22 protein-coding genes are annotated in these 24,463 nt (G+C 68.3%); 10 read left to right on the plus strand and 12 right to left on the minus strand.

Features of this window, described 5'->3' with window-relative positions; all coding sequences use genetic code 11:
* Window positions 1–3 precede the first annotated feature (3 nt).
* From yidC to G528_RS0105425, 6 genes are all read left to right on the plus strand, one after another.
* The gene (gene yidC, locus G528_RS0105400; protein ID WP_026918084.1) at window positions 4–1,149 is read left to right on the plus strand and encodes a membrane protein insertase YidC; all 1,146 of its coding nucleotides are present in this window, start codon (window positions 4–6) and stop codon (window positions 1,147–1,149) included.
* 170 nt (window positions 1,150–1,319) lie between these two features.
* A complete protein-coding gene (locus G528_RS0105405) occupies window positions 1,320–1,928 on the plus strand; it encodes a Jag family protein (RefSeq protein WP_245569682.1) in 609 nt (202 codons plus the stop codon).
* Between the two features lie 620 nt (window positions 1,929–2,548).
* Window positions 2,549–3,244 (plus strand): 16S rRNA (guanine(527)-N(7))-methyltransferase RsmG, encoded by a 696-nt coding sequence (gene rsmG, locus G528_RS0105410; RefSeq protein ID WP_026918086.1) that lies wholly within the window; start codon window positions 2,549–2,551, stop codon window positions 3,242–3,244.
* Between the two features lie 73 nt (window positions 3,245–3,317).
* Window positions 3,318–4,265 (plus strand): ParA family protein, encoded by a 948-nt coding sequence (locus G528_RS0105415; protein ID WP_084638051.1) that lies wholly within the window; start codon window positions 3,318–3,320, stop codon window positions 4,263–4,265.
* The gene (locus G528_RS0105420; RefSeq protein ID WP_026918088.1) at window positions 4,262–5,365 is read left to right on the plus strand and encodes a ParB/RepB/Spo0J family partition protein; all 1,104 of its coding nucleotides are present in this window, start codon (window positions 4,262–4,264) and stop codon (window positions 5,363–5,365) included. Before G528_RS0105415 ends, G528_RS0105420 begins: the two co-directional genes overlap by 4 nt.
* Window positions 5,366–5,477: 112 nt before the next feature.
* Window positions 5,478–6,236 carry a hypothetical protein gene (locus tag G528_RS0105425; protein WP_026918089.1) on the plus strand — a complete coding sequence of 253 codons (759 nt, stop codon included), beginning with the start codon at window positions 5,478–5,480 and terminating at the stop codon, window positions 6,234–6,236.
* 17 nt (window positions 6,237–6,253) lie between these two features.
* Here G528_RS0105425 and G528_RS0105430 read toward each other — a convergent pair whose 3' ends face one another.
* The 6 genes from G528_RS0105430 to sigM form a co-directional block, all read right to left on the minus strand.
* Window positions 6,254–7,405 (minus strand): N-acetylmuramoyl-L-alanine amidase, encoded by a 1,152-nt coding sequence (locus G528_RS0105430; protein WP_026918090.1) that lies wholly within the window; start codon window positions 7,403–7,405, stop codon window positions 6,254–6,256.
* Window positions 7,406–7,582: 177 nt separating this feature from the next.
* On the minus strand, window positions 7,583–7,909 hold the full coding sequence (trxA, locus tag G528_RS0105435) for a thioredoxin (RefSeq protein ID WP_026918091.1): 327 nt from the start codon (window positions 7,907–7,909) through the stop codon (window positions 7,583–7,585).
* A gap of 33 nt (window positions 7,910–7,942) precedes the next feature.
* Window positions 7,943–8,884, minus strand: a complete 942-nt coding sequence (trxB, locus tag G528_RS0105440; protein WP_026918092.1) for a thioredoxin-disulfide reductase — start codon at window positions 8,882–8,884, stop codon at window positions 7,943–7,945.
* 182 nt (window positions 8,885–9,066) lie between these two features.
* Window positions 9,067–9,327 carry a hypothetical protein gene (locus G528_RS0105445; RefSeq protein ID WP_026918093.1) on the minus strand — a complete coding sequence of 87 codons (261 nt, stop codon included), beginning with the start codon at window positions 9,325–9,327 and terminating at the stop codon, window positions 9,067–9,069.
* Between the two features lie 104 nt (window positions 9,328–9,431).
* Window positions 9,432–9,746, minus strand: coding sequence for a hypothetical protein (locus tag G528_RS0105450; protein ID WP_026918094.1), 315 nt, complete (start codon window positions 9,744–9,746; stop codon window positions 9,432–9,434).
* A 137-nt stretch (window positions 9,747–9,883) separates the two neighbouring features.
* A complete protein-coding gene (gene sigM / locus G528_RS0105455) occupies window positions 9,884–10,447 on the minus strand; it encodes an RNA polymerase sigma factor SigM (protein ID WP_026918095.1) in 564 nt (187 codons plus the stop codon).
* Window positions 10,448–10,613: 166 nt separating this feature from the next.
* Here sigM and G528_RS0105460 point away from each other — a divergent pair, with 166 nt between their 5' ends.
* Window positions 10,614–10,928 carry a hypothetical protein gene (locus tag G528_RS0105460; protein ID WP_026918096.1) on the plus strand — a complete coding sequence of 105 codons (315 nt, stop codon included), beginning with the start codon at window positions 10,614–10,616 and terminating at the stop codon, window positions 10,926–10,928.
* Window positions 10,929–10,987: 59 nt separating this feature from the next.
* Here G528_RS0105460 and G528_RS0105465 read toward each other — a convergent pair whose 3' ends face one another.
* The 4 genes from G528_RS0105465 to G528_RS0105480 all read right to left on the minus strand — a co-directional run bounded on the left by G528_RS0105465 (window position 10,988) and on the right by G528_RS0105480 (window position 19,328).
* Entirely contained in the window at window positions 10,988–11,680 is a 693-nt protein-coding gene (locus G528_RS0105465) for a TetR/AcrR family transcriptional regulator (RefSeq protein ID WP_026918097.1), read from the minus strand.
* A 97-nt stretch (window positions 11,681–11,777) separates the two neighbouring features.
* Window positions 11,778–15,449, minus strand: coding sequence for a lipid II flippase MurJ (locus G528_RS0105470; RefSeq protein WP_051198341.1), 3,672 nt, complete (start codon window positions 15,447–15,449; stop codon window positions 11,778–11,780).
* The gene (locus G528_RS16490) at window positions 15,446–18,094 is read right to left on the minus strand and encodes a DUF6049 family protein (protein ID WP_245569683.1); all 2,649 of its coding nucleotides are present in this window, start codon (window positions 18,092–18,094) and stop codon (window positions 15,446–15,448) included. Before G528_RS16490 ends, G528_RS0105470 begins: the two co-directional genes overlap by 4 nt.
* 25 nt (window positions 18,095–18,119) lie before the next feature.
* Entirely contained in the window at window positions 18,120–19,328 is a 1,209-nt protein-coding gene (locus tag G528_RS0105480) for an NUDIX hydrolase (RefSeq protein WP_026918099.1), read from the minus strand.
* Window positions 19,329–19,454: 126 nt separating this feature from the next.
* On the opposite strand from G528_RS0105480, the gene G528_RS0105485 reads away from it, so the two are divergent.
* A complete protein-coding gene (locus G528_RS0105485) occupies window positions 19,455–20,924 on the plus strand; it encodes a CCA tRNA nucleotidyltransferase (RefSeq protein WP_026918100.1) in 1,470 nt (489 codons plus the stop codon).
* A gap of 9 nt (window positions 20,925–20,933) precedes the next feature.
* Window positions 20,934–22,025, plus strand: coding sequence for an aminotransferase class V-fold PLP-dependent enzyme (locus tag G528_RS0105490; protein WP_026918101.1), 1,092 nt, complete (start codon window positions 20,934–20,936; stop codon window positions 22,023–22,025).
* Between the two features lie 10 nt (window positions 22,026–22,035).
* On the opposite strand, the gene G528_RS0105495 is transcribed toward G528_RS0105490, so the two are convergent.
* Window positions 22,036–22,599 carry a YqgE/AlgH family protein gene (locus G528_RS0105495; RefSeq protein WP_169515229.1) on the minus strand — a complete coding sequence of 188 codons (564 nt, stop codon included), beginning with the start codon at window positions 22,597–22,599 and terminating at the stop codon, window positions 22,036–22,038.
* 112 nt (window positions 22,600–22,711) lie between these two features.
* Between G528_RS0105495 and G528_RS16495 the strand changes: the two genes are divergently transcribed.
* Window positions 22,712–24,049 carry an MFS transporter gene (locus G528_RS16495; protein ID WP_051198344.1) on the plus strand — a complete coding sequence of 446 codons (1,338 nt, stop codon included), beginning with the start codon at window positions 22,712–22,714 and terminating at the stop codon, window positions 24,047–24,049.
* Here G528_RS16495 and G528_RS18780 read toward each other — a convergent pair.
* The gene (locus G528_RS18780) at window positions 24,010–24,417 is read right to left on the minus strand and encodes a hypothetical protein (protein WP_245569684.1); all 408 of its coding nucleotides are present in this window, start codon (window positions 24,415–24,417) and stop codon (window positions 24,010–24,012) included. The two genes, G528_RS16495 and G528_RS18780, sit on opposite strands and share 40 nt — an antisense overlap.
* Between the last annotated feature and the right edge of the window lie 46 nt (window positions 24,418–24,463).

Here is a 24,463-nt window from a genome sequence, read left to right on the forward strand (position 1 = left end):
GCGGTGCTCAACTTCATCTATTACCCGGTGACCTGGATCATGTGGGTCTGGCACTGGTTGTTCGACAAGATCCTCCCCGACACTCCCGGAGGTTCGGGCGTCGCCTGGGCCCTGTCGGTGGTCTTCCTCGTGTTCAGCCTGCGAGCGATCCTGTACAAGCCCTTCGTCAAGCAGATACGCACGACGCGGCAGATGCAGGAAATCAACCCGCAGATGCAGGCGATTCGCAAGAAGTACGCCAACGACCGCGTGAAGATGACCGAGGAGATGCAGAAGCTCCAGAAGGAGCACGGCTTCAATCCCCTCCTCGGGTGTCTCCCGATGTTCATGCAGATCCCGGTGTTCATCGGTCTGTTCCATGTGTTGCGGTCGTTCAACCGGTACGGCGGAACCGGCGGCGGTTTCCAGCTCGGACACACCGGGGCGGATCTGTCGCTGGCCGACAACCGGGCCATCGGAAACTACGCGTTCAGCCCGGAGCAGGTGCAGGACTTCCTCGACGCCCGTCTGTTCGGGATCCCGCTCTCATCGTTCGTCACGCAGCCCGAAGAGCAGTGGAAGGCCTTCGTCTCATCGGGCAGCCTCGACAGCGTCGACTTCACGCGGTGGCACATCGCGGCCGTCGTGATCCCGCTGATGCTCATCGCCTCGTTCGCCACGCACATGAACTCGCGGGCGTCGGTGGCCCGGCAGACCGCGGCCGCCGAGGACAATCCGCAGACCCGCATCATGAACAAACTCGCCCTGTACGTCTTCCCGCTCGGCATCCTCGTGATGGGCGTCTTCTTCCCCGTTGCCATCCTTCTGTACTGGGTGTCGAACAACGCATGGACCTACGGACAGCAGCACCTCGTGTTCGGCCGGATCGCCCGCGAAGAGGAAGAGGCCAAGCAGGCCAAGGAGGAACGTCTGCGTGCGGCGGCACCGAAACCCGGCGCTCGGCCGGACAAGCCTAAGCGCGGATCGGACGACGCCGACGACGTCGTGAACGATTCCGATGCGGAAGCCACGACCGACACCGCGACGAAGACCAAACCGGCGGCCGGGAAGAAGCCGTCCCCGGGTCAGAAGCCGACGCGGCCCGGTGGTGCCCGCCAATCTGGCAGCAAGCGCAACAAGAAGAAGGGCCGACCGGGCGGTCGTCGCTGACGATCCCGCGACCCACACCAGACTTGTCCATGAAGTGAGGTACCCGAATGACTGACCAGACCGAGTCGCGCGATCCCGCGACCGATATCGACCCCGCGAAGGGCGACATCGTCACCGATGATGCGGTGACGGATGGCGCTGTGACTGACGGCGCTGTGACTGGAGACGCTGTGACTGACGGCGTCGCGACAGAAGACGCCGCGACGCAGGACGGCGCGACGCAGGACGGCGCGACCGATGAGGGTGATACCGACGCTGACGGCGATCAGGACGCCGGTGCCGACGCGGATGATGACGATCACGACGAGGATGACGAAGACGATCACCTGGTCGAAGAAGGTGAGATCGCCGGCGACTACCTCGAGCAGCTTCTCGACATCCTCGACTTCGACGGCGACATCGATCTCGACGTCGACGGTGATCGTGCGGTCGTCAGCATCGACGGCGGAAACGATCTCTCCAAGCTCGTCGGTCGTAACGGCGAGACGCTCGACGCCCTCCAGGAGCTGACTCGCCTCGCCGTGCAGCAGGCGACGGGTGACCGAAGCCGCCTCATGCTCGACATCGCTCGGTGGCGAGCCGACCGACGCGAACGACTGGCACGGATCGGTACCGACGTCGCCAAGCGTGTCTTGGAGTCGGGAGAGCGTGAATCGCTGGATCCCATGACTCCGTTCGAACGGAAGATCGTGCACGACGCGGTCGCCGCGGTCGATGGCGTCTACAGCGAGAGCGAGGGCGCAGAGCCCAAGCGGCGCGTCGTCGTCATCAAGGAGTGATGAGCGGAGTCGGGTAGGAGCCCGACTTTGACGCGATGGGCCCCGGGACGGTGCGAACCGTTCCGGGGCCCTCGTCGTTCCCGAGACCGCCCCGGTGTTTCACGTGGAACCGCGCGCCACCTGTTTCACGTGAAACGGCAGACGACCGTTTCACGTGAAACACCATCCGCATGGACCCACTGCATGGACCCACCGCATGCATCGCCGGCGTTGTGGCAGCCGGCCGTCGGTCACAGTCGGCGGGCGTTTCCCAGAACCACTCCCCTCCCCTGGGCAATCGTGCCGATTCGAAAACCCTGTGGGTAGGACCAGGCGGACTGAGGATGCTCATGCACAAAGGCGAGGTGGTTCTGTGGATGAAGGAGCTTTGTCTGTGCAATTCGAGGTGGCCTGATGTGGGGCCACAGTCGCCGACTAAACTGATGGCAGCGGATAACGCACCGTAGCCAGACGCACGTGCGGAGACGCGCCCGCCACGGAGAGACGGGATCTGCGACTCCGGAATCGGCAGGAGCTACGCCTCTATCCGGATGACCACCGACGCCGTTTCACGTGAAACAGACGTGTCGCGAGCCGACCTCTGTTCCACGTGAAACATCGAACCTGACGAATGAGGAACCATGGGTGACGGACCCGACCCCGAGGGAGAACCGACACCGGCGATCGCCGGCGAGATCTTCGGAGATCGGCTTCCCCTCGCCGAGGGGTATGCGGCAGCACTGAATGACGAAGGGGTGTTGCGCGGACTCATCGGTCCGAGGGAACTCCCCCAACTGTGGACCCGACACATCCTGAACTGTGCCGTGGTCTCGGAGGTGATCGACCGCGACGCGACAGTGATCGACATCGGTTCCGGAGCGGGCCTGCCCGGACTTCCCCTGGCGATCGCGCGACCGGACCTGCCGGTGACGCTGATCGAGCCGCTGCTCCGACGAACGACATTTCTCGACGAGATGGTCGACGCCCTCGGGCTGACCAACGTGACCGTTGTCCGCGGGCGGGCCGAGGAGAAGGCGGTCCTGCAGCGAGTGGAACCGGCCGACGTGGTCACCTCTCGCGCCGTGGCCCCCCTGGAACGTCTCACGAAATGGTCGGCACCACTGATCGGCGTTGACGGTCGACTGGTCGCCCTCAAAGGACGATCAGCTGCCGACGAGATCGAGCGCGATCGTGAGAAGGCGAGGCGACTCGGCATCACAGATCTGAAGGTCGTGACATGTGGAGCACGGCTGGAGACGCCGACGACGCTGATCGTCGGTCGTCGGACCCAGATGTCGACGCGGGGGTCGACGCGGCGATCCGGTCGACGAGGCTGAGAAGGAGGCGAGATCATTGGTGTCATTTCGACGCAGGGCGCACAATGGAAGCACTGACCAAAGGAGTCCCGGGGTGCCCGACAACGAGTACAACGTTTCACGTGAAACGCCCGCACCGTCCGTCTCGCAAGGGTTTGATGACACCCCGATTGCAGCGGCTGCCGCACGTGCCAGCGAAGTGCTGACGCCGGGAGGAGCCGGTCGGCTCCCCCGCCCGCCGGCCCCCCGCATCATGACGATTGCGAATCAGAAGGGTGGGGTCGGCAAGACGACGTCCGCCGTGAACCTCGCCGCCGGACTGGCTCTCCACGGACTCGGCGTCCTGGTCGTCGATTTGGATCCGCAGGGTAACGCCAGCACCGCACTGGGTATCGATCACCGGAAGCCGGGCATCGCATCCGTGTACGAGATGCTTCTCGACGAAGTTCCACTGCGCGATGCGATTCAACGGTCGCCGTCGAGTGACCGGCTGTACTGCGTCCCGTCGACCCTCGATCTCGCGGGTGCCGAAATCGAACTGGTGTCGATGGTGGCCCGCGAGAGCCGGTTGCGGAACGCCATCGACATGGAGCTCCTCACGGAGCTGGACATCGATTATGTCCTCATCGACTGCCCGCCGTCGCTCGGTCTGCTCACGGTGAACGCGATGGTGGCTGCCCGCGAGGTGCTGATTCCCATCCAGTGCGAGTACTACGCGTTGGAAGGCGTCGGACAGCTTCTGCGCAACATCGAACTCGTGCAGGCACATCTCAATAAGGACCTGCATGTCTCGACCATTCTTCTGACGATGTACGACGGCAGGACCAAGCTGGCCGACCAGGTGGCCGCGGAGGTCCGCGGTCACTTCGGCGAGAAGGTGTTGTCCACGATCATCCCTCGGAGCGTCAAGGTCTCGGAGGCACCGGGATTCGGTATGACCATCATCGAGTACGACCCGGGTTCACGTGGATCCATGAGCTATCTGGATGCGGCGCGGGAACTCGCCATGCGCGGTGTCGCGGAAGGGAGAAACGGTTCATGAGTCAGCGTGAGACGCAGCGTCGCGGAGGCCTCGGTCGTGGCTTGGCGGCCCTGATTCCGACCGGTCCGACGGAGGACGACCGGAGCATGAACACGAGCAAGATGGGCTCGGCGGCCGCCGACGTCGTCCTCGGTGGGAACACTCCGCCCGCGCCGCCGACGTCGACCGGGGGGGCGCAGTCGTCCAACCGGGAGGACACTGATTCCTCGGACTCGAATCCTGCGGACACCAACCCCTCGGAGTCGGGTCCGTCGGAGGTCGGTGTGGCCGACGTCGGTGCGACGTACCGGGAGATCGCACCGTCCGACATCGAACCCAATCCGCATCAGCCGCGCACAGTCTTCGACGAAGAGGCGCTGAACGAGCTGGAGCACTCGATCCGCGAGTTCGGCCTCATGCAGCCGATCGTGGTGCGTGAGCTTCCCTCCCCCGCTCCGGGCGGTCCGCGGTATCAGCTCATCATGGGCGAGCGTCGGTGGCGAGCCGGTACGAACGTCGGGCTCGAGGCGTTGCCGGCGATCGTTCGGGAGACGCCGGACGCCGATATGCTCCGGGATGCGTTGCTCGAGAACATTCATCGGGCCCAGCTGAACCCCTTGGAAGAGGCGGCGGCCTACCAGCAGTTGCTCGACGAGTTCGACGTGACACACGAGGAGCTGGCGAACCGGCTTGGACGATCACGCCCGGTCATCACCAACATGATCCGGCTGCTGCGGTTGCCGATACCCGTACAGCGCCGAGTGGCTGCGGGCGTCCTGTCGGCCGGTCATGCCCGGGCGCTGCTGTCGCTCGAGACGGGTACGGAAGCGCAGGACGCACTGGCAGCTCGTATCGTCGCGGAGGGTCTCTCGGTCCGTGCGACCGAGGAGGCGGTGACCCTCGCGAACCGCGACGGTGGTGAGGAGAAGCAACCGCAGCGAAAGCGCAAGCCCATGCAGATGCCGGGTTTGCAGGACGTGGCCGACCGGTTGTCGGACCGTCTCGACACCAAGGTGTCGGTGAGCCTGAGTAAGCGAAAGGGCAAAGTCGTCATCGAGTTCGGCTCCGTCGACGACTTGGAACGGATCGTGAACATGATCGCCGAGGAGAGCTCGAAATAGGGTGTTCGAGGGTGTCACCGACGTACCGGACGATTTCGTCACTGTGACAATCCATCGAAAGTGAAGTAGTCGCGATTCATATCGAACTGATGATCGGGAGCGAGGAAGTCTGATGGGCCTGACGGTGTATCCGTTCGAGCTCGACGGTTTCGATGCTCTTCCGATGCACTCCCGTCGATGTGTCTTCTGGGAGCTGGGATCGAGCGCGGAGAGCCCGATGTTCGACACCCCTGCGTTCGACTCCCCTGCGTTGGATCACGCGGTCTCCGGGATGCGCAATGAGGTGAGCGGACCCGAGAGCGAGTTCGATAAAGAGGCATGGCTGTCGGGAGTGATGCTGGAGTGGGGTGCGTGCTGCCAGGTCGCCGTGGAGCCGAGTACCGACCGCATCGTCGGCGCGGCCTTCTACGCACCACCGTCGCGCGTGCCCCGCGCCCGCCGCTTCCCCACCGCGCCGGTGGGAACCGATGCCGTCTTGCTGACGACGATCACGATGGAACCCGGATTCGAGACGGAGGCGATTCACGTCCTCGACGCCGTCGTGATCGATCTCGTCCGGCGCGGGGTCCGCGCGATCGAGGCCTTCGGTTTCAGCGGAGAGGACAGCCCGTTGGCGAAGGACCTCGCAACCCTCGTCCTCGGCAGCGGATCGGGTGCCGACATGTGCCACCGGTGTCTCCTCGACCGCGACTTCTTGACCGACGCGGGATTCGAGATCGTCGCCGACGATCCGTATCTGCCGCGCCTGCGCCTGGAGCTCGACGAGGGGCTCGGCTGGAAGAGTCAGGTGGAGCGGGCGCTGCGTAAGCTCGTCGACTACGTCGAGTCGCCGATGCCGTCGGCGGGACGGCCGCAGCCGGTGAGCTGCTGACGATCTCTCGGATTCGGTCAGCCGGTGATCTGTTCGGCGGCGAGGAGGTCCGCGAACGTGTACGTACCCGTCGGACGGTCGTTCTCCCCGAGCAGGTAGAGACGCTTGACGGCCACGAGGACGGCCTCGGCGAGCGTGTCGCGGATCGCGCGGTCCGACAGCCGCGCGGCGTCGTCGGGATTCGTCGCGTAACCGGCCTCGATGACCACGACCGGCATTCTCGTGGAACGCAAGATGTTCCAGGTCCGTCCGTGGGTGCGGCAATCGAGGAAGTCGGTGCGGGCGACGATCTCGCGCTGAATGTAGCCGGCGAGGTTCTTACCGATCGTCGAGTACGAGCCGTGGGTGTTGCCGAAGTAGAACGTCGAGACGCCGTTGGCCTTCTGGTTGGGATAGTGACCCGTCCGCAGGCAGATCATCAGGTCGACGTCGGCGAGGTTCGCGACCCGGATCCGCTCGTCGTCCGAGGGGCGACTCTTGGCGTCGTGGGACACGAACGTCTCCATGCCGGCGGCCGACATGCGGCCCTCGAGTCGCGCGGCGAGGTCCCAGAGCATGTCGTTCTCGGCGCCGATCGGTTCCTCGGTGCCCGGATCGATGAGGATCCGCTTTCCGGTGAGCTGCGGCCCCGACTTGCGGACGTGCTCCTCTTCGCGGATGGCGTGGGGTGATCCCCCGGTGACTCGAGTACCGAGTCGTTCCAGCGAACGCAGGGTGGACGGGCCGCAGATGCCGTCGGCGGACAGGCCGTACTCGGTCTGGTACAGGGTGACGGCGTTGTGGGTCACGTCGCCGAACACGCCGTCGACCAGTCCGTGGTAGTAGCCGAGGTTCTGCAGGCGGGATTGGAGGGTGGCGACGTCGTCGCCCGACATCGGTGCCGACAGTCGGTAGAGGAGGACGCGGGCACCGAGCCGGTAGGAGGCCTCGCGCAGTGCGGTGTAGGTGGCGAATCCGACGATTCCGTCGACGATGAGTCCGCGCTCCTGCTGGAAGGCGCGAACCGCGCTGTCGCAGGCGCGGTCGAACACGGCCTCGGGCGGACTCCAGGGGCCGCCCGAGGCGTCGGAGGGCGTCGTGGGTTCGGCGGGCAGCAGTCCGCGACTGGCCAGGATGGCCCGGATCTCGGCAACTGCTGACCCGTGGTCACCCAGACGCAACACCTGCATACGTATGTCCCGCTCTCTCGCTGCCGTCGTGCTGTTGGACGAGGACCCACAGCCGACTGGTTAGCCCAGGGCCTCAAGCCGCTGACGGCCCAAACCCCGTCCATTCTCTCAGTCCGGGGGACACCGGACAAATGATCAGGTCGATCTGTGACCATTATCGGGCCGTCACACGGCCGGTCACTCCAGAACGTCGGCGAGTTCCCGGAGGATCGCGGCCTTCGGCTTGGCGCCCATGATGGTCTTCACCGGCTTGCCCTCCGAGAACAGCATCATCGTGGGGATCGACATGATCTGGTAGTCGCGTGCCACGTTGGGGTTCTTGTCGACGTCGACCTTGGCGATGGTGATCTTGTCGCTGTTCGCGTCGGCGATCTCCTCGAGGACGGGGGCGATCATCTTGCAGGGACCGCACCAGGTGGCCCAGAAGTCGACGAGGATCGGCTTCGAGGACTCGATGACCTCGCTGGTGAAGGTGTCGTCGCTGACGGTGACGATGTTGGACATGGTGCCTCCTGTGTGAATGGGCGTGATGCGGTCTCAGGCGTGGTTGTCGGCGAGCCAGCGTTCGGCGTCGATGGCTGCCGAGCAGCCGCTGCCGGCGGCGGTGACGGCCTGCCGGTAGGTGCGGTCGACGAGGTCGCCGCAGGCGAAGACGCCCGGGATGTTGGTGTAGGTACTGCGACCGTCGACGAGGACGTAGCCTTCGTCGTCCAGTTCGACCTGACCGCGGACGAGTTCGCTGCGGGGGTCGTGGCCGATCGCGACGAACATGCCGGTGGCCTGCATGGGTGTGACCTCGCCGGTCTGGGTGTCGGTGATCTCCAGTTCGGCGACCGCCGTGTCGCCCTTGACCGCGGAGACGGTCGCATTGGTCACGAAATTGATCTTCTCGTTGTTGCGAGCGCGGTCGAGCATGATGCGTGACGCACGGAACTCGTCACGGCGGTGGATGAGCGACACCGAGCGCGCGAACTTGGTGAGGAATGTCGCCTCCTCCATCGCGGAGTCGCCGCCGCCGACGACGGCGATGTCCTGGTCCTTGAAGAAGAAGCCGTCGCAGGTGGCGCACGATGACACACCGCGGCCGAGCATCTCCTGTTCGCCGGGAACGTCGAGGTAGCGCGCTGCGGCACCCATCGCGAGGATCACGGCGCGGGCTCGGTGGACTTCGCCGCCGACCTCGACCTCCTTGACGTCGCCCTCGAGGCGGACCGCGTCGACGTCCTCCATGCGGAGGTCGGCACCGAAGCGGATGGCCTGCTCGCGCATCTCGTCCATGAGGTCGGGGCCCTGGATGCCCTTCTGGAAGCCGGGGAAGTTCTCGACGTCGGTGGTCGTCATGAGGGCGCCACCGAAGGAGATGCCTTCGAAGACCAGCGGCGCCAGTTCCGCACGGGCCGCATAGATGGCGGCCGTGTAGCCGGCGGGTCCCGATCCGACGATGATCAGGTCGTGGATCTGGGTATCGGTCTCGCTCATCAATCCTCCGTTGTCGCGTGCCGTGCGTGATCGCGCCCGCAGTGGTCTCGTCTGCGGCGCTTTCCTGTGGGTCGATCACGTGCGGGCGCACGTCTGGTGCGCGCCGCAGCCGTACTCGTCAACACCAGAGTATGTGTCAATGTTCCCGCGCGGGTATCGGCGGGGACGTCGGCGGAGGCGTGTCAGGAGTCGGTGAGCTCGTCGACGAGGCGGTCGAGTCGCGCCTCGATGTGCGGCGGAACGTCGGGGTCGGGTTCGCGGCCGAGGGCGGCGAGCTCGGTGCGCACGCGGGCGAGTGCTGCGAGCACGTCGACGGCATGCGGATCGTCGTCCAGGTGGCGGCGGATGTGGTCGGCCACCGACGGTGGCAGGAGACCGGCGTGGAAGTCGGCGATGAGACGACGGTCGAACGGCGGCGCGGGCATGCGAGCCGTCGTCGTCATGTCTGTCGTCGAGGTGTGCACGTGACGAGTGTGTCACCCCGATGGTCGCGAACGCACGGTTTCTGCGAAGCGGACGTGTCACATGGTGTCGGGGACCGGGAGTGTCAGGCGATCCCGCGGAGTCTGCCGATCGCCAGGGCGAACGCGACCCCGGCACCGCAGGCGCTGCACAGCACGATCGCACGGGCGGCGGCACTCCGCTGAAGGTATGCCGCCAGCAGGATGCATCCCGTCACGCCGACGGAGAACAGCACGTACACGACGGGAAGCGTGTCGTAGACGCTCGATGCGGCGAGCGCGACGAGTGATGCGGCGATGAAGCCGGCGCACAGTGCGACGAGAGCGCTCACGAGCAGACCGGTCGTGGAACCGATGAGTGCCAGCGGACCGCGGCGACGCGCGGCTCGGATGATCGTCATCGACGCGATCCTCGGAGGGCGCCTGTGCCGTGCGGGAGCACCGGGGCGTTGCATGATCGGGCGCGGCGTGATCGGACGTTGCGTGGTGGGGCCGTGCGGGGTGTGGGCATCGGGCGCTCGTTTCGCGGGAGGGAGAACTAGTAGTCGTCGCGTAGATATTCCAGGACGAGTGCCAGCTTCTCGCGGCCTCGGGAACACCGACTCTTAACCGTTCCCGAAGCGATATCCAATGTTGACGCGGCGTCGCGAACGGAGTAACCGTGCAGGTCGACGAGGATGACGGCATCGCGTTGCTCCGGTGGGAGAACGTCGAGTGCGCGACCGATCGACAGCGACAGGTCGATGGCTTCCGTGTAGTTCTTGGTGTCGGCCATGACGGCCGACTCGTGCTCTACCAGCGGGAGCGTCTCGTGGCAGCGATTGCGCCGCAGTCGGTCCAGTGAGGCGTTGACGACGATCTTGTGCAGCCAGCTCGACACCGAGCTGTCGGAGCGGAAGGTGGTCGCCGTCCGATGGATCGAGATGAGCGCGTCCTGGAGGGCGTCGGCGGCGTCGTCCGGATTCCCGGTGGTCCGCAATGCGATGGCCCACAGATGCCGGTAATGGCGGTCGTACAGTTCGCGGAACGCGGCGGCATCACCCTCGACATGCGCGTTCAGCAGATCCGCGTCGCTTCGTTGATCGACCATCCCCCGAGTCATGCGATGACAGTAAGCCCGTTGACACGTCCGTTTCGTGCTTTTCGCATCTTTGTGGATGAATTGCCGGAGGCTGTGGATAGTTGCCGTCGGTGCAGGTCGACGCGATACACACCGCACTGTGCGGGTCACTCGGGCGTCGGGCGAGACGTTCACTAAGCTGACGGTCATGACCGACGAGAAACCGCAGGCGTCGTGGCGCGCCGCCCGTTCGATGGGTCGCCTCGCCGTTCCGGGCCGACTCGAACTGACGAAGACGCACGTCGTCTTCGAACCGAAGTCCGAACGGACCGCCGGTGCCCGATTCTCCGTCGCGTTGACCTTCGTGGCGGGGGCCGGACGCGCGCCCGGCACGGGGAAGTTCTTCTCCGGCGGCAAACGCGAACGCCTGAGCCTCACCCTGGGAGACGGTTCGGAGTGGCTGTTCGTGATCGCCGACCTCGACGACGCCATCGAGAAGATCACGGCCCGCCTCAAGCGCTGACCGCCCTCGAGCGCTGACCGCCCTCAAGTGCTGACTGCCCTCAAGTGATGATTGCGAGGTCAGGGACGAAAGATCCGGTTGTAGCTGGCGATGAAGATGTCGGTGACGACTCGATGGATCGCCTCGACGTTGAACAGGTCCGGACCCGCCTCATCGCTGATCGGCGCACTCATCGCCGTCTGCCAGTCGACGAGCAACTGCGTGATCGCCCCGACCATGCCGATGGCCGCCAACTTCTGGGCCGGGGTCGGCGGCCGCCCGCCGCACGCGAACCCGGCGATCAGATCGGCCCAGTCGTGAATCGCGCCGAGTCGCAGCTTCTCGATCTCCGGGGCCACCCCGACGACCTCGATGAGGATCACGCGGGCGCGGCGCGGATCGTCCACCAGCGCGGAGATGAAAGCACCCAGGGCCTCCTCGGCGAGCGCCGGGATCGCGACGGCGGGGACCGCGTCGCCCTCGATCTCCATCCGCCCCAGCACATCTGCCGCCGCGGCGATCGTCGCGCTGCGACCGATGTCGACACAGTGCTCGTACACCGCAGCCAACAATTCCACCCGGTCGGCGAACGACTCGTAGAAGTACCGCTGGGTGAGACACGCCTCGTCGCAGATCTTCTTGACCGACACATTGGGGTACCCCTCGGTGCCGAACAGCTCGAGGCCGGCCTCCACCAGCGCGGAACGCCGCAGCTTCTGCCGATCGGCCGCGGACACTCCCCCGTAAATGCGCCCAGCACCCTGTGTAGTCATCGAATCCGATACTACGTAATCACCGACGAAAGGTCGCGCGACTCGACCCCATGTCGAGCCGGAGATGACAATGAATTTTCGCGAACCGCGGGGCGACTCACTCCACGCTGATCCGCGAGATCACCGCCTGATACCCGTCGGGACCCTCCGGGAGAGACGTCAGCCAGATGATGAGATAGGGCGCCGGAGCGGGCGAATCGACGGTCAGCTCCGTGGTGCGTTCGCCGACAGAACCGCCCCCGACCCTCGTCGTCGCATCCAACGAGGAGGGTGACTTGCTCTCCGACGTCCGGAGCTCCACCGTGAAACCCGGGGTGCTCGTCTCCACCGTGACCTTGTGCACCGTCCTGTCGCCGCCGGTGGCCAAGACCAGACCGAGCCCGTCCTTGAGGCCGCCGAACCGGCTGCTGCCCCGATAGGTGTCGGTCCGCCACGCGGGAGACGCGCCGGTGATCACGTGCTCGAGGTCGGCCGTCGAATCGGCCGGCTGATCCGACACGTCGAGCAGGGAGATGCCCCGCAGCGAGACGCCGCCGGGCGTCGTCGCCGACTGCGACACCGACGACTCGTCCGGGAGGATCGAGTCGATGTCGCCCTCGTCCGACGACGACGCGAACATGTTGGTGAGCGCGACGATGATCGCGAGTACCAGGAACAGGACGAACAGTCCGGCGCCGGCGAGGAGCGCGACATTCCGCCGGCCGGCATCCCCCTCACCCATCAGGCGTTCCTTGCGGGTACGGGAGAGCGGGGCCACCGACACCGGAGCCTGCCGCGATTCGACGCGCGGGATCATGTCGGTCTTCAAGTCCACGACGGTCGCCTGGTCGAGGACGTGCTGGACCGTCGCCGCGGTGCGGATTCCGCGGTCGCCCTCGAGGGCGCGCGAGGCGACGGCCGACACCTCGAACGGCACCTCGGGTTTCACGGTGCGCGGCGGCACCGGCCGGTCGGGTTTCTCGGGGTCGGGATCGGCAGGGACCATGCCGCCGACCCGACCGCCGCCGACTCGACCGCCACCGACCCGACCGCCGCCGTCATTGGACGTCACGAGCCGATGCCCGGTGTCGCCGTCGAGCGGCCACCGGTTGAGCAGCAGGGCGTAGAGGACGGCCCCCAACCCGCGGACGTCGTCGTCGCGTTCGTCGCCCGGAACGACGGCGGGGAAGGCGAGCACGGCGTCACCGCCGGAGCTCACCCGGATCCGGTCCGGGTGGTCGATCGAGAGGACCGTGCCGGCACGGTGGGCCGCCTCGGCCCCCGCGGCCAGAGCCCGGACCGCCCGCGCGGCACCCATCGCCGACGGTTCGGTGGCGGCGACCTCGGCGAGCGACGATCCGGCGACCCATTCGGTGACGATCACGCCGCCCGAAGCGCTGCGTACCACGTCGAGGATTCGCGCGACGCCCGCCGTATGGAGCTGGCCGAGGCTCCGCGTGCGGTTGAGCACGTCCTGCGGTCCCTGTGCGGGGCCGTGGTCCCCCGGGCGAACCGCCGGAGCCCGCTGATCGGGGTCGACGAACGTGAGGCCGACCTCGCGGTCAAGGCCGGTGTCCTTGGCCCGCCAGAACTCCATCCCGCGGGTGCCGCCCTGCTTGGCGAGAAGCCGGTAGCGTCCGCCGGCGATCGCCGCCCCGGGGATCAGTCGGGGGCCGCGCGGCGGACCGGCCGGAGCTCCGGCCGATGCGGGCGGGACACCCATGACTCGGGTCGGCCCCTCGGACGGACCGCGCGCCGGGGTCCGATCGTCGGCAGCGTCGGACGCCGGAGCCTGCGGCGAACCGTGCGGCTCGCCTGCGCTCTGGTCGTCCATGGGGCGTGCTCCTCGGGGACGGGTCGGCGCCGCGCCCGACGGCCTCGGCCGCGGCGGACGACTGGTCTGCGGCGCCCCGACCGCCGGTATCACCATCGTCTCGCCCACGGCACCGCCGGACAGCACCGAGTACTCCTGCCACGTCGCCGTTCCACGGTCGAAGCGGCGACGAACGTCTACCTGACCAGAATACGGGGTCGGGTCGTCCGGCGAGATCCGCGGGAACTGCACGGTCATCGTGACATCGCGGGCCCGGTCGGCGGCCACGACGTCCTTCGGTGCGAGAGCCGGCACGAAACGACCGACCAGACGCATCAGCGACGCGCTGATGGTGACCAGATCGGGGATCTTGAGTGCGGTCAGGATCAGGTACGTGACGCCGAGGACCACCACCGCGACGATCCCCAGGTAGGCGACCGAACCGATCTTGCCGGCGTGCGTGGACATGCGGGCCAGGCCGGTCAGCTCGGCGACCGCCCACACGACGACCGCGGTCGCCACCGAGACGCCGATCGTCATCAGCGTGGTGCGCGCGACATCCGACAGGCGGGCCACGCCGAGACGCTTGTGCAGCAGGATCTGCCCGACGACGGCACCGACGAGGTAGCCGAGCCCGTTGGCGAACGAGAGCCAGCGGACCACCATCTCGGGGTCGCTGAACACGGCCGCACCGAGGTAGGAGGCCGCGATCTTGACGCCGGTGATGCCGACGACCATCAGCGTCGGCGTCCACGCGTCCTCCCGCGCGTAGAACACCCGCAACTGGACGAGCGTCATCGCGTACGGGATGAGGGTGAACGCACCCCACGCGAGCACCGAGCCGACCTGGGAGGCGGTCTCGGCGTCGAACTTCCCGAAGTTGAAGATCGCCACGCCGATCGCGGGGCCGAAGAACGTCATGAACGCGACGACCGGAACGAGCGCGATCATGGTGAGACGCGTCGCCAACGACATGTCGTCGATCACCGCCCGCGTGTCGTCGGCGGCCGCATTACGCGACATGCGCGGCATGATCGCGGTGAGGATGGTGACGCCGAGGACGCCGTACGGCAGCTGGAGCAGCTGCCAGTGGGTCGCGTACGCGGAGATGCCGGCGGCGGTGGCGCCCGACGCGATCCGGTACGTGACGAACAGTCCCACCTGGAGGACCACGACGTACGAGATGATCGCGACGGCCATGTTGCCGAAGCTGCGCAGGCGGGCGTCGATGCCCCACTTGATGCGCAACTGCACCCCGGCCTTCTTCAGGTAGGGCAGCAGGACCGCCACCTGGATGACGACGCCCAAGGTGGTGCCGAGACCCAGGACCAGCAGCTTCGGGTCGGAGAGGCGGACCGGGTTGAGCGTGATCTCGCCGGGCGTCAGGTAGAAGAGCACCAGCGTGGTGATCTGGACGATGTTGTTCATCACCGGCGCCCAGGCACCCGGCTTGAACAGACCCTTCATGTTCAAGATCGCGATGAACAGCGCCGTCAGACCGTAGAACAGGACTTCGGGGAGCAACAGGTACGCGAGCGCCGTCGTGAGCGGCCGGTTGACCGTGCCGTCACCCACATTGAGCATGGTCAGCACCGGTGCCGCGATGACGGCGACGACGGTCGCCGCGCCGAGCACGGTCACCGTGAGGGTGAAGATCCGGTTGATGAAGTCCGCGCCGCCGTCGGCGTCCTCCACCTCGGCGCGCACGAGCACCGGGATCACGATCGCGGTGAGGACGGCGCCGAGCAGCGCCTCGGCGATCATGCCGGGCAGCACATACGCCGCCTGGAACGCCGAGGCGAGCGGGGGGCCGAGCATGGCGAGCACGAGGACCGTGCGGACGAAACCGGTGATCCGGCTCGTCAGCGTCGCGACGGCGATCGAGCCGCCCGTCCGCATCACGCTCGCATCGTCGGGCTGATTCTCCACGGTCGCCGCCGCAGACCGCGACACCGCCGGGGATCGACGATCGGTCATCGGCGCTCCTCGTCGGTCGCGGCCTCCCCGTCGTCAGACGCCGTCGCGGCAGAACCGTCCACGTTCACGTCGGTCTCGACGAGTCCGGGTTCGGCGCGTTCGGCCGCGAGTCGTTGCTGATACGTCAGGGTCGCCAACTCCAGTTCGTGCTCATCCGGTTCGGGCCGATCCTCATCGGCGGGATCGGGCTCACCTGTGAAACGGTGCCACAAACGTCGGGCCGTCAGCAGGATCAAGACGATCGCCGCGCCGATCGTGATCCAGAAGAGAGGTTTGCCGTACGCGTTGGCGTACACCGAGAGCTCCACGGGAGCACTCAGCGGGACCTCACTGGAGGTCACCAGGCTGATGTGCACCTTCGCGGGTTCCGAACTCGACGCATGCGTGGGGATCTGGAGCTGTCGCGTACCGTTCGCCGGGATCTCGAAGGTGCCCAGGTCCCCGATCTCGAGGGTGTCGGGCGCGTCGATGTCGAGCCGGACACGGATCGGCAGCGCCAGCGAATTGCGGACCACGAGCAGCAGGGGACTGCGTTCGGACGCCAGGGTGTAGCGTCCGCTCGGGTCGAGCAGGCCGACGGCTTCGCGCATATGACGCAGGGTGACGGCGACCGCGGTGAGACGTTCACGCCGGGGATGCCCGGCGATGCCGGCGTCGGTGGTCGAGGCGCTCGACAGGGCGCGCAGGAGGTCGTCGCGCAGCGGTGCCATGTAGGTGGCCGGCGTCGTCACGGTGTCGGCGGTACCGACCAGCGCCGCCTGCATCCGGTCGACGGCGGTGACGCGTTCACGAACCGCGGAGGCCTCCGACTCCGACACGGGGCGCCCGGCCGCGGCCGACGGCGTCACGTCACCGGGGACCTCGAGGTGGGCGGGGGCGCTCGCCGACGGCATCTGATCGACGACGGTCGCGAACGGTACGGGGCGGGCCGTCCCCGACGCGATCAGCAGCGACGCCGTGCTGTGCAGGGCGCGGGCGTCGTCGACGGTCGGCGACCAATAGGTCGGCGGCATCACGAATGCGGAGCGGCCGGTCGTCGGCAGGCGACGATCCGGGGGCGCGCCGTCGTCGGTGACCGGAGGCGGGGCGCTGAGCATCGGGAACGCGAGCGCGGCCAGCGCGGTCTGGCGTCTGCTCGCCGCCGATTCATCGGTGAGATGGGGTTGCTGCCAGTTGGGCATGATCCCCGGAACCACCGGGGTGATGCCGGTGGCGCCCAGCGCGGCCGACACCGCGGCGTCATAGCTCTGCACCGACAGGCTGCCGACGCCGTAGCGTCCGGACGGGATCCCCGAGGTCGGGGACCTGTCGGCCGGCGAGATCGGTTGCAGTGACGTGGACGCGACCGCGGCCGCACGGACGCGGAGTCCGGCGAGCAGATCCCGGCCCGCAGTGGTGAGGGTGCCCGTCGCGGGGACCGTCATACCGCGTACCGACCTGACGCCCAGGACGGAGTCGACGACGTCGTACGGTCGCAGAACGGCGCGCTCGCTGAGCTGCGGCTCGGCGACGGTCGCCAGGGAGTCGAGACCCGCCTGCGCGTACGGGAGAGCGGTGACGCACATGCGGGCCGCGACGCGCGTGAGCCGCCGCAGCCACGACGCCGCCGTCGACGCGCCCTGACCCTCGTGCGTGGAGGCCTCCGGGTCGGCCGGATCGGTGGTGATCGCGTATCCGTCGGACATCGCGGAGACCGTCGTCAGCAGATCGGGATCGACCGCCAGACACAGCGCATCGCGGACCGGATCGTCCTCGGCGCCGCCACCGTCCTCGCGGGTTCCGGTGAGTTCCTCGAGGGCGGAGAGCGCGAGCCCCAGCCGTCCGTCGCGTTGCAGGGAGTGACTCAGCGAGTCGTTGGTGAGCCGCAGTTCCGACGTGCCGCCGCCGAGCACGCCCGCCGCCTCCTGGGGCGATGCGGCCAGCGGCCACAGCATGGTGAGCGCAGCGGGACTGGAGGTGTTCGGGGCCAGTGAACCGTCGCGGCCGAGCAGCGGATCGGCTGCGACGCCGCTGCCGGGTTCCACGAAGTCCCGTGCGCGGGACTTGTCGGCCGGAAGACTCAGCACGGGCAGCAGGGTGCGCGACTCGGCGATGGTGACGACGCCGCCGCCCTGCGGGCTGCCGACCACGTCGACCAGCAACGGGTAGACGCCGGCACGGTTCAGGGCGAGCGATCGCACCGAGACCGAGACGGTGAAGTCCGCCGATTTGTGCGGACCGATCCGGTTGGCGACCCGCCGGGAGGGCGCCGCCACGCCGTACTCCCCCGCCGGCGCCGTGAGCGCGCTGCGCAGCTGGTACGACTCATGCACCGGCTCGGCCCGCTGAAGCCGGGCGGTGACATCGGTGATCGGCTGGTCGGTGGTGTTCACGATGCGGCCGCTGACGGTCACGGTGTCGCCCGTGGAACTGGTGATCGTCGACGGCGTCACCTCGGTGAGGGCGAGCGTGGCATACGCGTCGGCGCTCGCCGGATCCGCGCGCGCCGACGGCGGAGTCACGCCGACCGCGATGAGCAGCAGCGCGACGACGGCCGTCAGCGAGACGGCCGTCCGGGTGATTCGAGACAGGGAGGAATGGTTCTGGCCAGCACGGTTCTGGGCAGTACGGGTCTGGGCACCGACGAACCACGGCGCGACGGGCATGGACCGGCGACTCCCCCCGCCGCGGTCAGCTGTCACCGGAGCCACTGCGGCGCGGTCGACGACGCCGCCGGCGAGGCTTCGGAGCCGGCGGGGGTTCGTTTCGGCGCTGATTGCGTGCGGCTGCGGCTTTCTCATAGTCGTTCGGCTCGGTGCGGAGGCAACTGGCCTCCGACTCCGCCAATCGATCCGGATCACTCTGCAGGTCGGCGATCACCGATTCGGCCATCCGCGCCAGACGCCGCTCGTCAGAGTACGTCAGCTTCCGGGGCAGTTCGGTCAGCGGCACCCACGCGACGGCGCTCACCTCGTAGTCGGCGTCCGACAGTTCACCGCCGGTGAAACGCAGCAGATAGTGGTGGACGGTCTTGTGGATCCGTTTGCCCTCGCTGACGAACCAGTAGTCGATCTTGCCGAGGGGCGCGACGATCGTCCCGCTGATCCCCGTCTCCTCGGCGACCTCGCGCATCGCCGTCTGTTCCGCGGTCTCACCGGTCTCGATGTGCCCCTTGGGGAGCGACCACATCATCCGGCCGCGGCGGTCGATGCGACCGATCAGCGCGGCCGACAACTCCTCGAAGGGGGCGTCGATGTCGGAGAGGACGAGTCCGCCGGCCGACGTCTCGCGGACCGTGTGGAGCCGCGGTGCGCCGTCCTGGTCGGGACGACGCCCGGACCGTCGACGGGTCCGCGGCATCGAGGCCGGAGAGTTGGTGTTGCGGCGGTTGCGGCCGGCGAGATCGGACGGCTTGGTCCGCGCGTCGCCGTCGGCGGACTCGCCGCCGGTCGCCGCCGGCGTCTCGGGACGGCCCGTCCCCTGCTTCCCCGCACCGGCTCGTGCGCCGGTGGACTGTGCGGGCCCCGCAGGACCCGCCGCCGGCCGCGGCTTGTCGCCGCCCTTCGCGGACTGGTCGGTGGCAGCCGTCGCCGGGCCCCGCTGCTGACCGTTGCGGGAGCGTCGACCCCGTCGGCGTCGGCCGCGACGCTGCCGCGACCGCCCGCCCTGAGAGCCGTTTCCACTGCCCGACTGCTGATCGACCGTCTGCTGCTGACCTCCGGACCGCTGGCCGCCGGACTGCCGTCCACCGCCGGACGACGAGCCCTCGCCGGGCCCCGACGCGCTCCCCGCACCCGTGCCGCGAGCGCCGTTGCGGCCGGGCCGCTGACCCGAGGCGCCATCGACGGCCGGACCGTCGGAACCGACGTCCGGTCGCTGCAGCGAGGATTCAGCGGACACACCCCGATGCTAGCCGCTTGTTACCGTGTGTTCGCTTAACAGGCCGGGGCGACCGCCGAACTCCGGTGGGCCCCGTGGGAGTCGGTAGTCTCTGATCCCATGACCGACCCTGCTCCGCGACGCCCGATGACCGACGCCGACGGCGCCGACCGTCGCACCGACCTCCTGGCTGCGGCAGCGGTGACACTGCATTCTCTGCGTGACGTCCTGGCGCCGCTCGCCGACCGTTTCGCCGACCGCGGCAACGAGCTCTACCTCGTCGGCGGATCCGTCCGCGACGCGGTTCTCGGCCGCCTCGGCAACGACCTCGACTTCACCACCGACGCTCGGCCCGAGGCGATCGCCGAGATCCTGCGCGGGTGGGGAGACGCCGTCTGGGACACCGGGATCGACTTCGGCACGGTGAGCGCGGCGAAGGGTGAGCAGACCATCGAGATCACCACCTTCCGCTCGGATCTGTACGACCAGCAGAGCCGCAACCCGACGGTGACGTTCGGCGACACCCTCGAACACGATCTGGTGCGTCGGGACTTCCGGATCAATGCGATGGCCGTCCGCCTGCTGCCCGGCGGCGAGCAGGAGTTCTGCGATCCGCTCGACGGGATGTCCGATCTGTTGGCCGGCGTCATCGACACGCCGGCGGCGCCCGAGTCGTCGTTCAACGACGATCCGCTCCGGATGCTCCGGGCCGTGCGCTTCGTCGCGCAGCTCGGTTTCGCGCCGACCGAACGCGTCCGACGGGCGATCGGGGAGATGGCGGACCAGATCGAGCGGATCACCGCCGAGCGGGTGCGGGTGGAACTCGACAAGATGATCTGCGGCGACCACCCCCTCGACGCGGTGGAACTCCTCGTCGCGACGGGGCTCGCCGATCGCGTGATCCCGGAGATCCCGGGGATGCAGCTGACCATCGACGAGCACCACCAGCACAAGGACGTCTATCAGCATTCGTTGACCGTGCTCAAACAGGCGATCGACCTGGAGGACGGCGGACCGGATCTCGTGCTGCGCTGGGCCGCGCTGCTCCACGACATCGGGAAGCCGGCGACCCGCCGTCACGAGGAGGGCGGCGGAGTCAGCTTCCACCATCACGAGGTGGTGGGCGCCAAGATGGTCCGCAAGCGGATGCGGGCCCTGAAATACCCGAAGAGCGTGGTCGACGACGTCTCGCAGCTGGTGTTCCTCCACCTCCGGTTCCACGGGTACGGCGACGGTCGGTGGACCGACTCGGCCGTCCGGAGATACGTGAACGATGCCGGTGACCTGCTCGACCGACTTCACCGGCTGGTTCGAGCCGACTGCACCACCCGCAACCGGCGCCGCGCCCGCCGACTGCAGGAGACCTACGACGACCTCGAGCGCCGGATCGAGGCGCTCCGCGAAGCCGAGGATCTCGACCGCGTCCGGCCCGATCTCGACGGGAACGCGATCATGGAGCTGCTCGACCTGCCGCCTGGGCCGGTGGTCGGTGAGGCCTGGCGTCATCTGAAGGAGCTACGCCTCGACGTGGGGCCGATGAGCCGGGACGACGCGGAGGCCGCACTGCGTGCGTGGTGGGCGGAGCGCGGCTCGGCCGACGGGCGTGCGGGCCGGTAGATTCGAGGCATGTACTGCAGCGAACTCGGTGACCGGTGGCACGGCGCGCGCATCGAGCCGTCGATAGGGCACCTCGACGCGGCGTCGGCCGCCCGGTCCTCCAACGCGGTGATCGACACCCTGCACCGACATCTGCTGCGGGAGGCCGAGCGCGGGTCGTACGTGGCCGCCGACGAGATCGCCGCCGACCTCACCGACGGCCGCCGCGCGCTGGGATCGCTGATCGGCCACCTCCCGGAGGAGATCGCGTTCCGCGACAGCGCTCGGGCCGCTCTCCGGGCCGTCCTCAACGCCTGGAACCTGCCGCTGTCGCCGACCGTGTGGGTGGCGAAGAACGAGTTCGGCCCCAACCTCACCGAATTCGAGGACCGTGACTTCGCGGTCCGCACGATGCCGGAGTCCGACGTCTACGGGCACGTCGACGTCGACTCGGTGGAGAACATGCTGCAGTTCGAGCAGCCCGACTTCATCCACGTCTGCCACATCGGTTCGGCGAGCGGGATCGTCCAGCCCGTCGCCGAGATCGTCCGCGTGGCGCACGACGCGGGTGTTCCGGTGGTGGTCGACATGGCGCAGTCGGTGGGTCACGTGCCGACGGTGACCGGCGCCGACATCGTGTACGGGACTGCGCGCAAATGGCTGTCGGGTCCCCGCGGCGTCGGATTCGTCGCCGTGCGACCGGACTCCCTGGCCCGGGTGGACGTGCTCTCCTCGGAGTCGTTCATCGCCGGGCAGCTCGCCCTGTCGACGGCCGTCGGCGAGATCGTCGACATCGGGCAGCAGCGGGTGTACCGCGAGCTGGCCGAGATCGGGCGGATGACCCGCGAACGTCTCAACGGCATCGGCAGCTGGGAGGTCATGGAGCCGGTGTCCGAGCCGTCGGCGCTGGTGACGTTGGCGCCGCCGCCCGGCTTCCAGGAGTCCGACGTCCTCGCCGCGAAGAACCGGCTGTTGGCCGGCGGGCTGCTGGTCACGGCGGCCGACTCGTGGCGGGCGCCGCTGGCGGGCGAACAGTCGCTGCTGCGCGTGAGTCCGCATCTCGATGCGACTCGGGAGCAGCTCGATCAGCTGGCGACCGACCTGCGCGTGATGGGGTACTGACCGCCGCCGGTCAGTTCTCCTCGGGCCGCAGCGGGTAGGTGGCCAGCAGCGGCAGCGGCCACGGCTGACGCCGGAGCACGGTGTGCCACACGTCCACGGACGGTTCGGCGAGCAGATCGGTGGGCAGGCCGGGTGCCACGATCCAGCTGCCCTCGGCGATCTCGTCGTCGAGCTGCCCGGCATCCCAGCCCGCGTATCCGGCGAAGATCCGCACCCCCGCGAGGACCTGCGCCAGCTCCTCGGGGTCGGCGTCGAGGTCGACCATCGCCACCGGGCCGAGCACCTGGTGCAGTTTGGGTTGCGCGCTGATGTCGATACCCGATTTGGCGACGCCGAGGCACAGGGCGGACGACGTGCCGACGGGGCCGCCGACGAAGACGGCGCGCGGCTGTGCGGCGAGGTCCGACCAGGCGGGCAGCACGTTGAACACCGGTGCCTCGCTCATCCGATTCAGGACGACGCCGAGGGTGCCGTACTCGTCGTGCTCGATCACGTAGACCACGGTTCGCGCGAAGACGGGCCCGGTGAGGGAGGTCGAGGCGATCAGCAGGCTGCCGGGACCCACCTCGGGCATCGCGGAGGAGAAATCTGCGCCGGTCACCCTTCAATGATGACACTCCCCGGGGACACTGCGGCGCGCGTGCGGTGCCGCCGCCGATCGCCGCCGTTCGCCGTAGGCTCGACGGGTGAGCTCCATTCGGTCGATCGTCCGGCATCCCGGCCTCGTTCGGCTGCTCACGGTGCGTCTGCTGTGCCAGCTCAGCGACGGTGCGTTCCAGGCGGCTCTGGCGTTCTCGATCCTGTTCAACCCGGACCGCCACTCGGAGCCGCTGGCGATCGCGGGCGGGTTCGCCGTGTTGCTGCTCCCCTACTCCCTCCTGGGGCCGTTCGCCGGAGCCTTCCTCGACCATTGGGACCGCCGCGCCGTCCTGCTGTGGGCCAACCTGCTGCGTGCGGCCGCGGTCGTCCTCGTCGCCGGGGTGATGACGGTGAGCACGCCCGACGCGGTGGTCCTGATCTGTGCGCTGCTGGTGACCGGGGCGAGCAGGCTGGTGAGTTCGGGACTGTCGGCGGCACTCCCGCACGTGGCGCCGGGGCCGGTGATCGTCGAGGTCAACTCGGTGTTCACGACCCTCGGGGGTGCGATGCTCGCCGCGGGCGCGGGGGTGTCGGGAGTCCTCCGACTGATCTTCGGTCCCGACAACGGCGGGTCGGGTGCCACGTTGCTGGCGGGTGCGGTGTTCGCGGTGGCGGCCGCGCTGCTCGCGGCGCGGTTCGCTCCGCGGCGACTGGGCCCCGATCGGCCCGACGGTGCTGGACACACCGTCGTGTACGCGGTGCTTCGAGGTCTGGCGCACGGCGTGCGGCAGGTGCTGCGGATACCGAGCGTCGGGATCGCGTTGGCGGCGATCGGCGTGCACCGGCTGGTCTTCGGCGCCAACACGTTGATGTTCCTGATGCTGGTGCGGCACACCGAGTTCGGTGATGCGCTGGGGGCCGACGTGACGGCCCTGGCGTTGATCGGCGGCGCGGTGGCGCTCGGTGCTCTCGTCGCCGCGGCGGCCACGCCGATCGGCATCCGTGTGGCGGGTCGCCGCGCCACCATGGTCGCGGCGTTGATCGGCGGTGCGGCCGCCGAACTGGTGATCCTCACCCAGCGTCCGATCCCCGTGCTCCTGGCCGCGGGTGTGATCGGCCTGGCGGGGCAGACGGTGAAGCTCTGCGGGGACGTCGCGATGCAGTGCGATGTCGCGGACTCCTACCGCGGGCAGGTGTTCGCGGTGCAGGACGCGGTCTTCAACTCCCTGTTCGTCGTCGCGATCTTCCTCGTGGCCCTGGTGATCCCGCCCGACGGTCTCAGCGTCGCGGTCGTGGTCATCGGTGCGCTGGTGTACCTGGTCGCGGGCGTGGCGGTGCGCGCGGCGGGCCCGCGCGCCGACGGCCCGCCGCCGGCGCCGCTGCGTCCCGAGTCGGTCGCCCTCGATCAGGGATCCCCCGGCGAGTCGGGCGCCCCCGCCCGATAGGCGGTCGTCCGATCGGCGGTGGCCCGACCGGTGGTGGCCCGGTGGGTGTCGGCGTATCCGTCCCCGTCGGTGTCGAGCAGGATCGCGCCCCCGACGTCGTCGCTGCGCGGCAGCTCCCACAGGCCGGAGCCGCCGTCGGCGAAGAACGTCTCGGGAACACCGTCGTCGTCGAGATCGAGAACGGCCATGTCGGCGATCCCGTCGCCGTCCGAATCCCACATCGCGTCGTCGCGGCGCCCGTCACCGTCGAAGTCCAGGAGCACGGCGTCCGGGGTGCCGCCACCGTCGAGATCGAGGTCGGCGGCCGACGCCCATCGTGACACCGGCCCCGACCCGGTCCCGAAGACGTACTCGATGAACGGCTCCATACAGATTGGACGCGCCGGGGTTGCGCGCGGTTCCACATCCCGACGC

The organism is Gordonia shandongensis DSM 45094 (genome assembly GCF_000423025.1).
Classification (GTDB): Bacteria; Actinomycetota; Actinomycetes; order Mycobacteriales; family Mycobacteriaceae; genus Gordonia; species Gordonia shandongensis.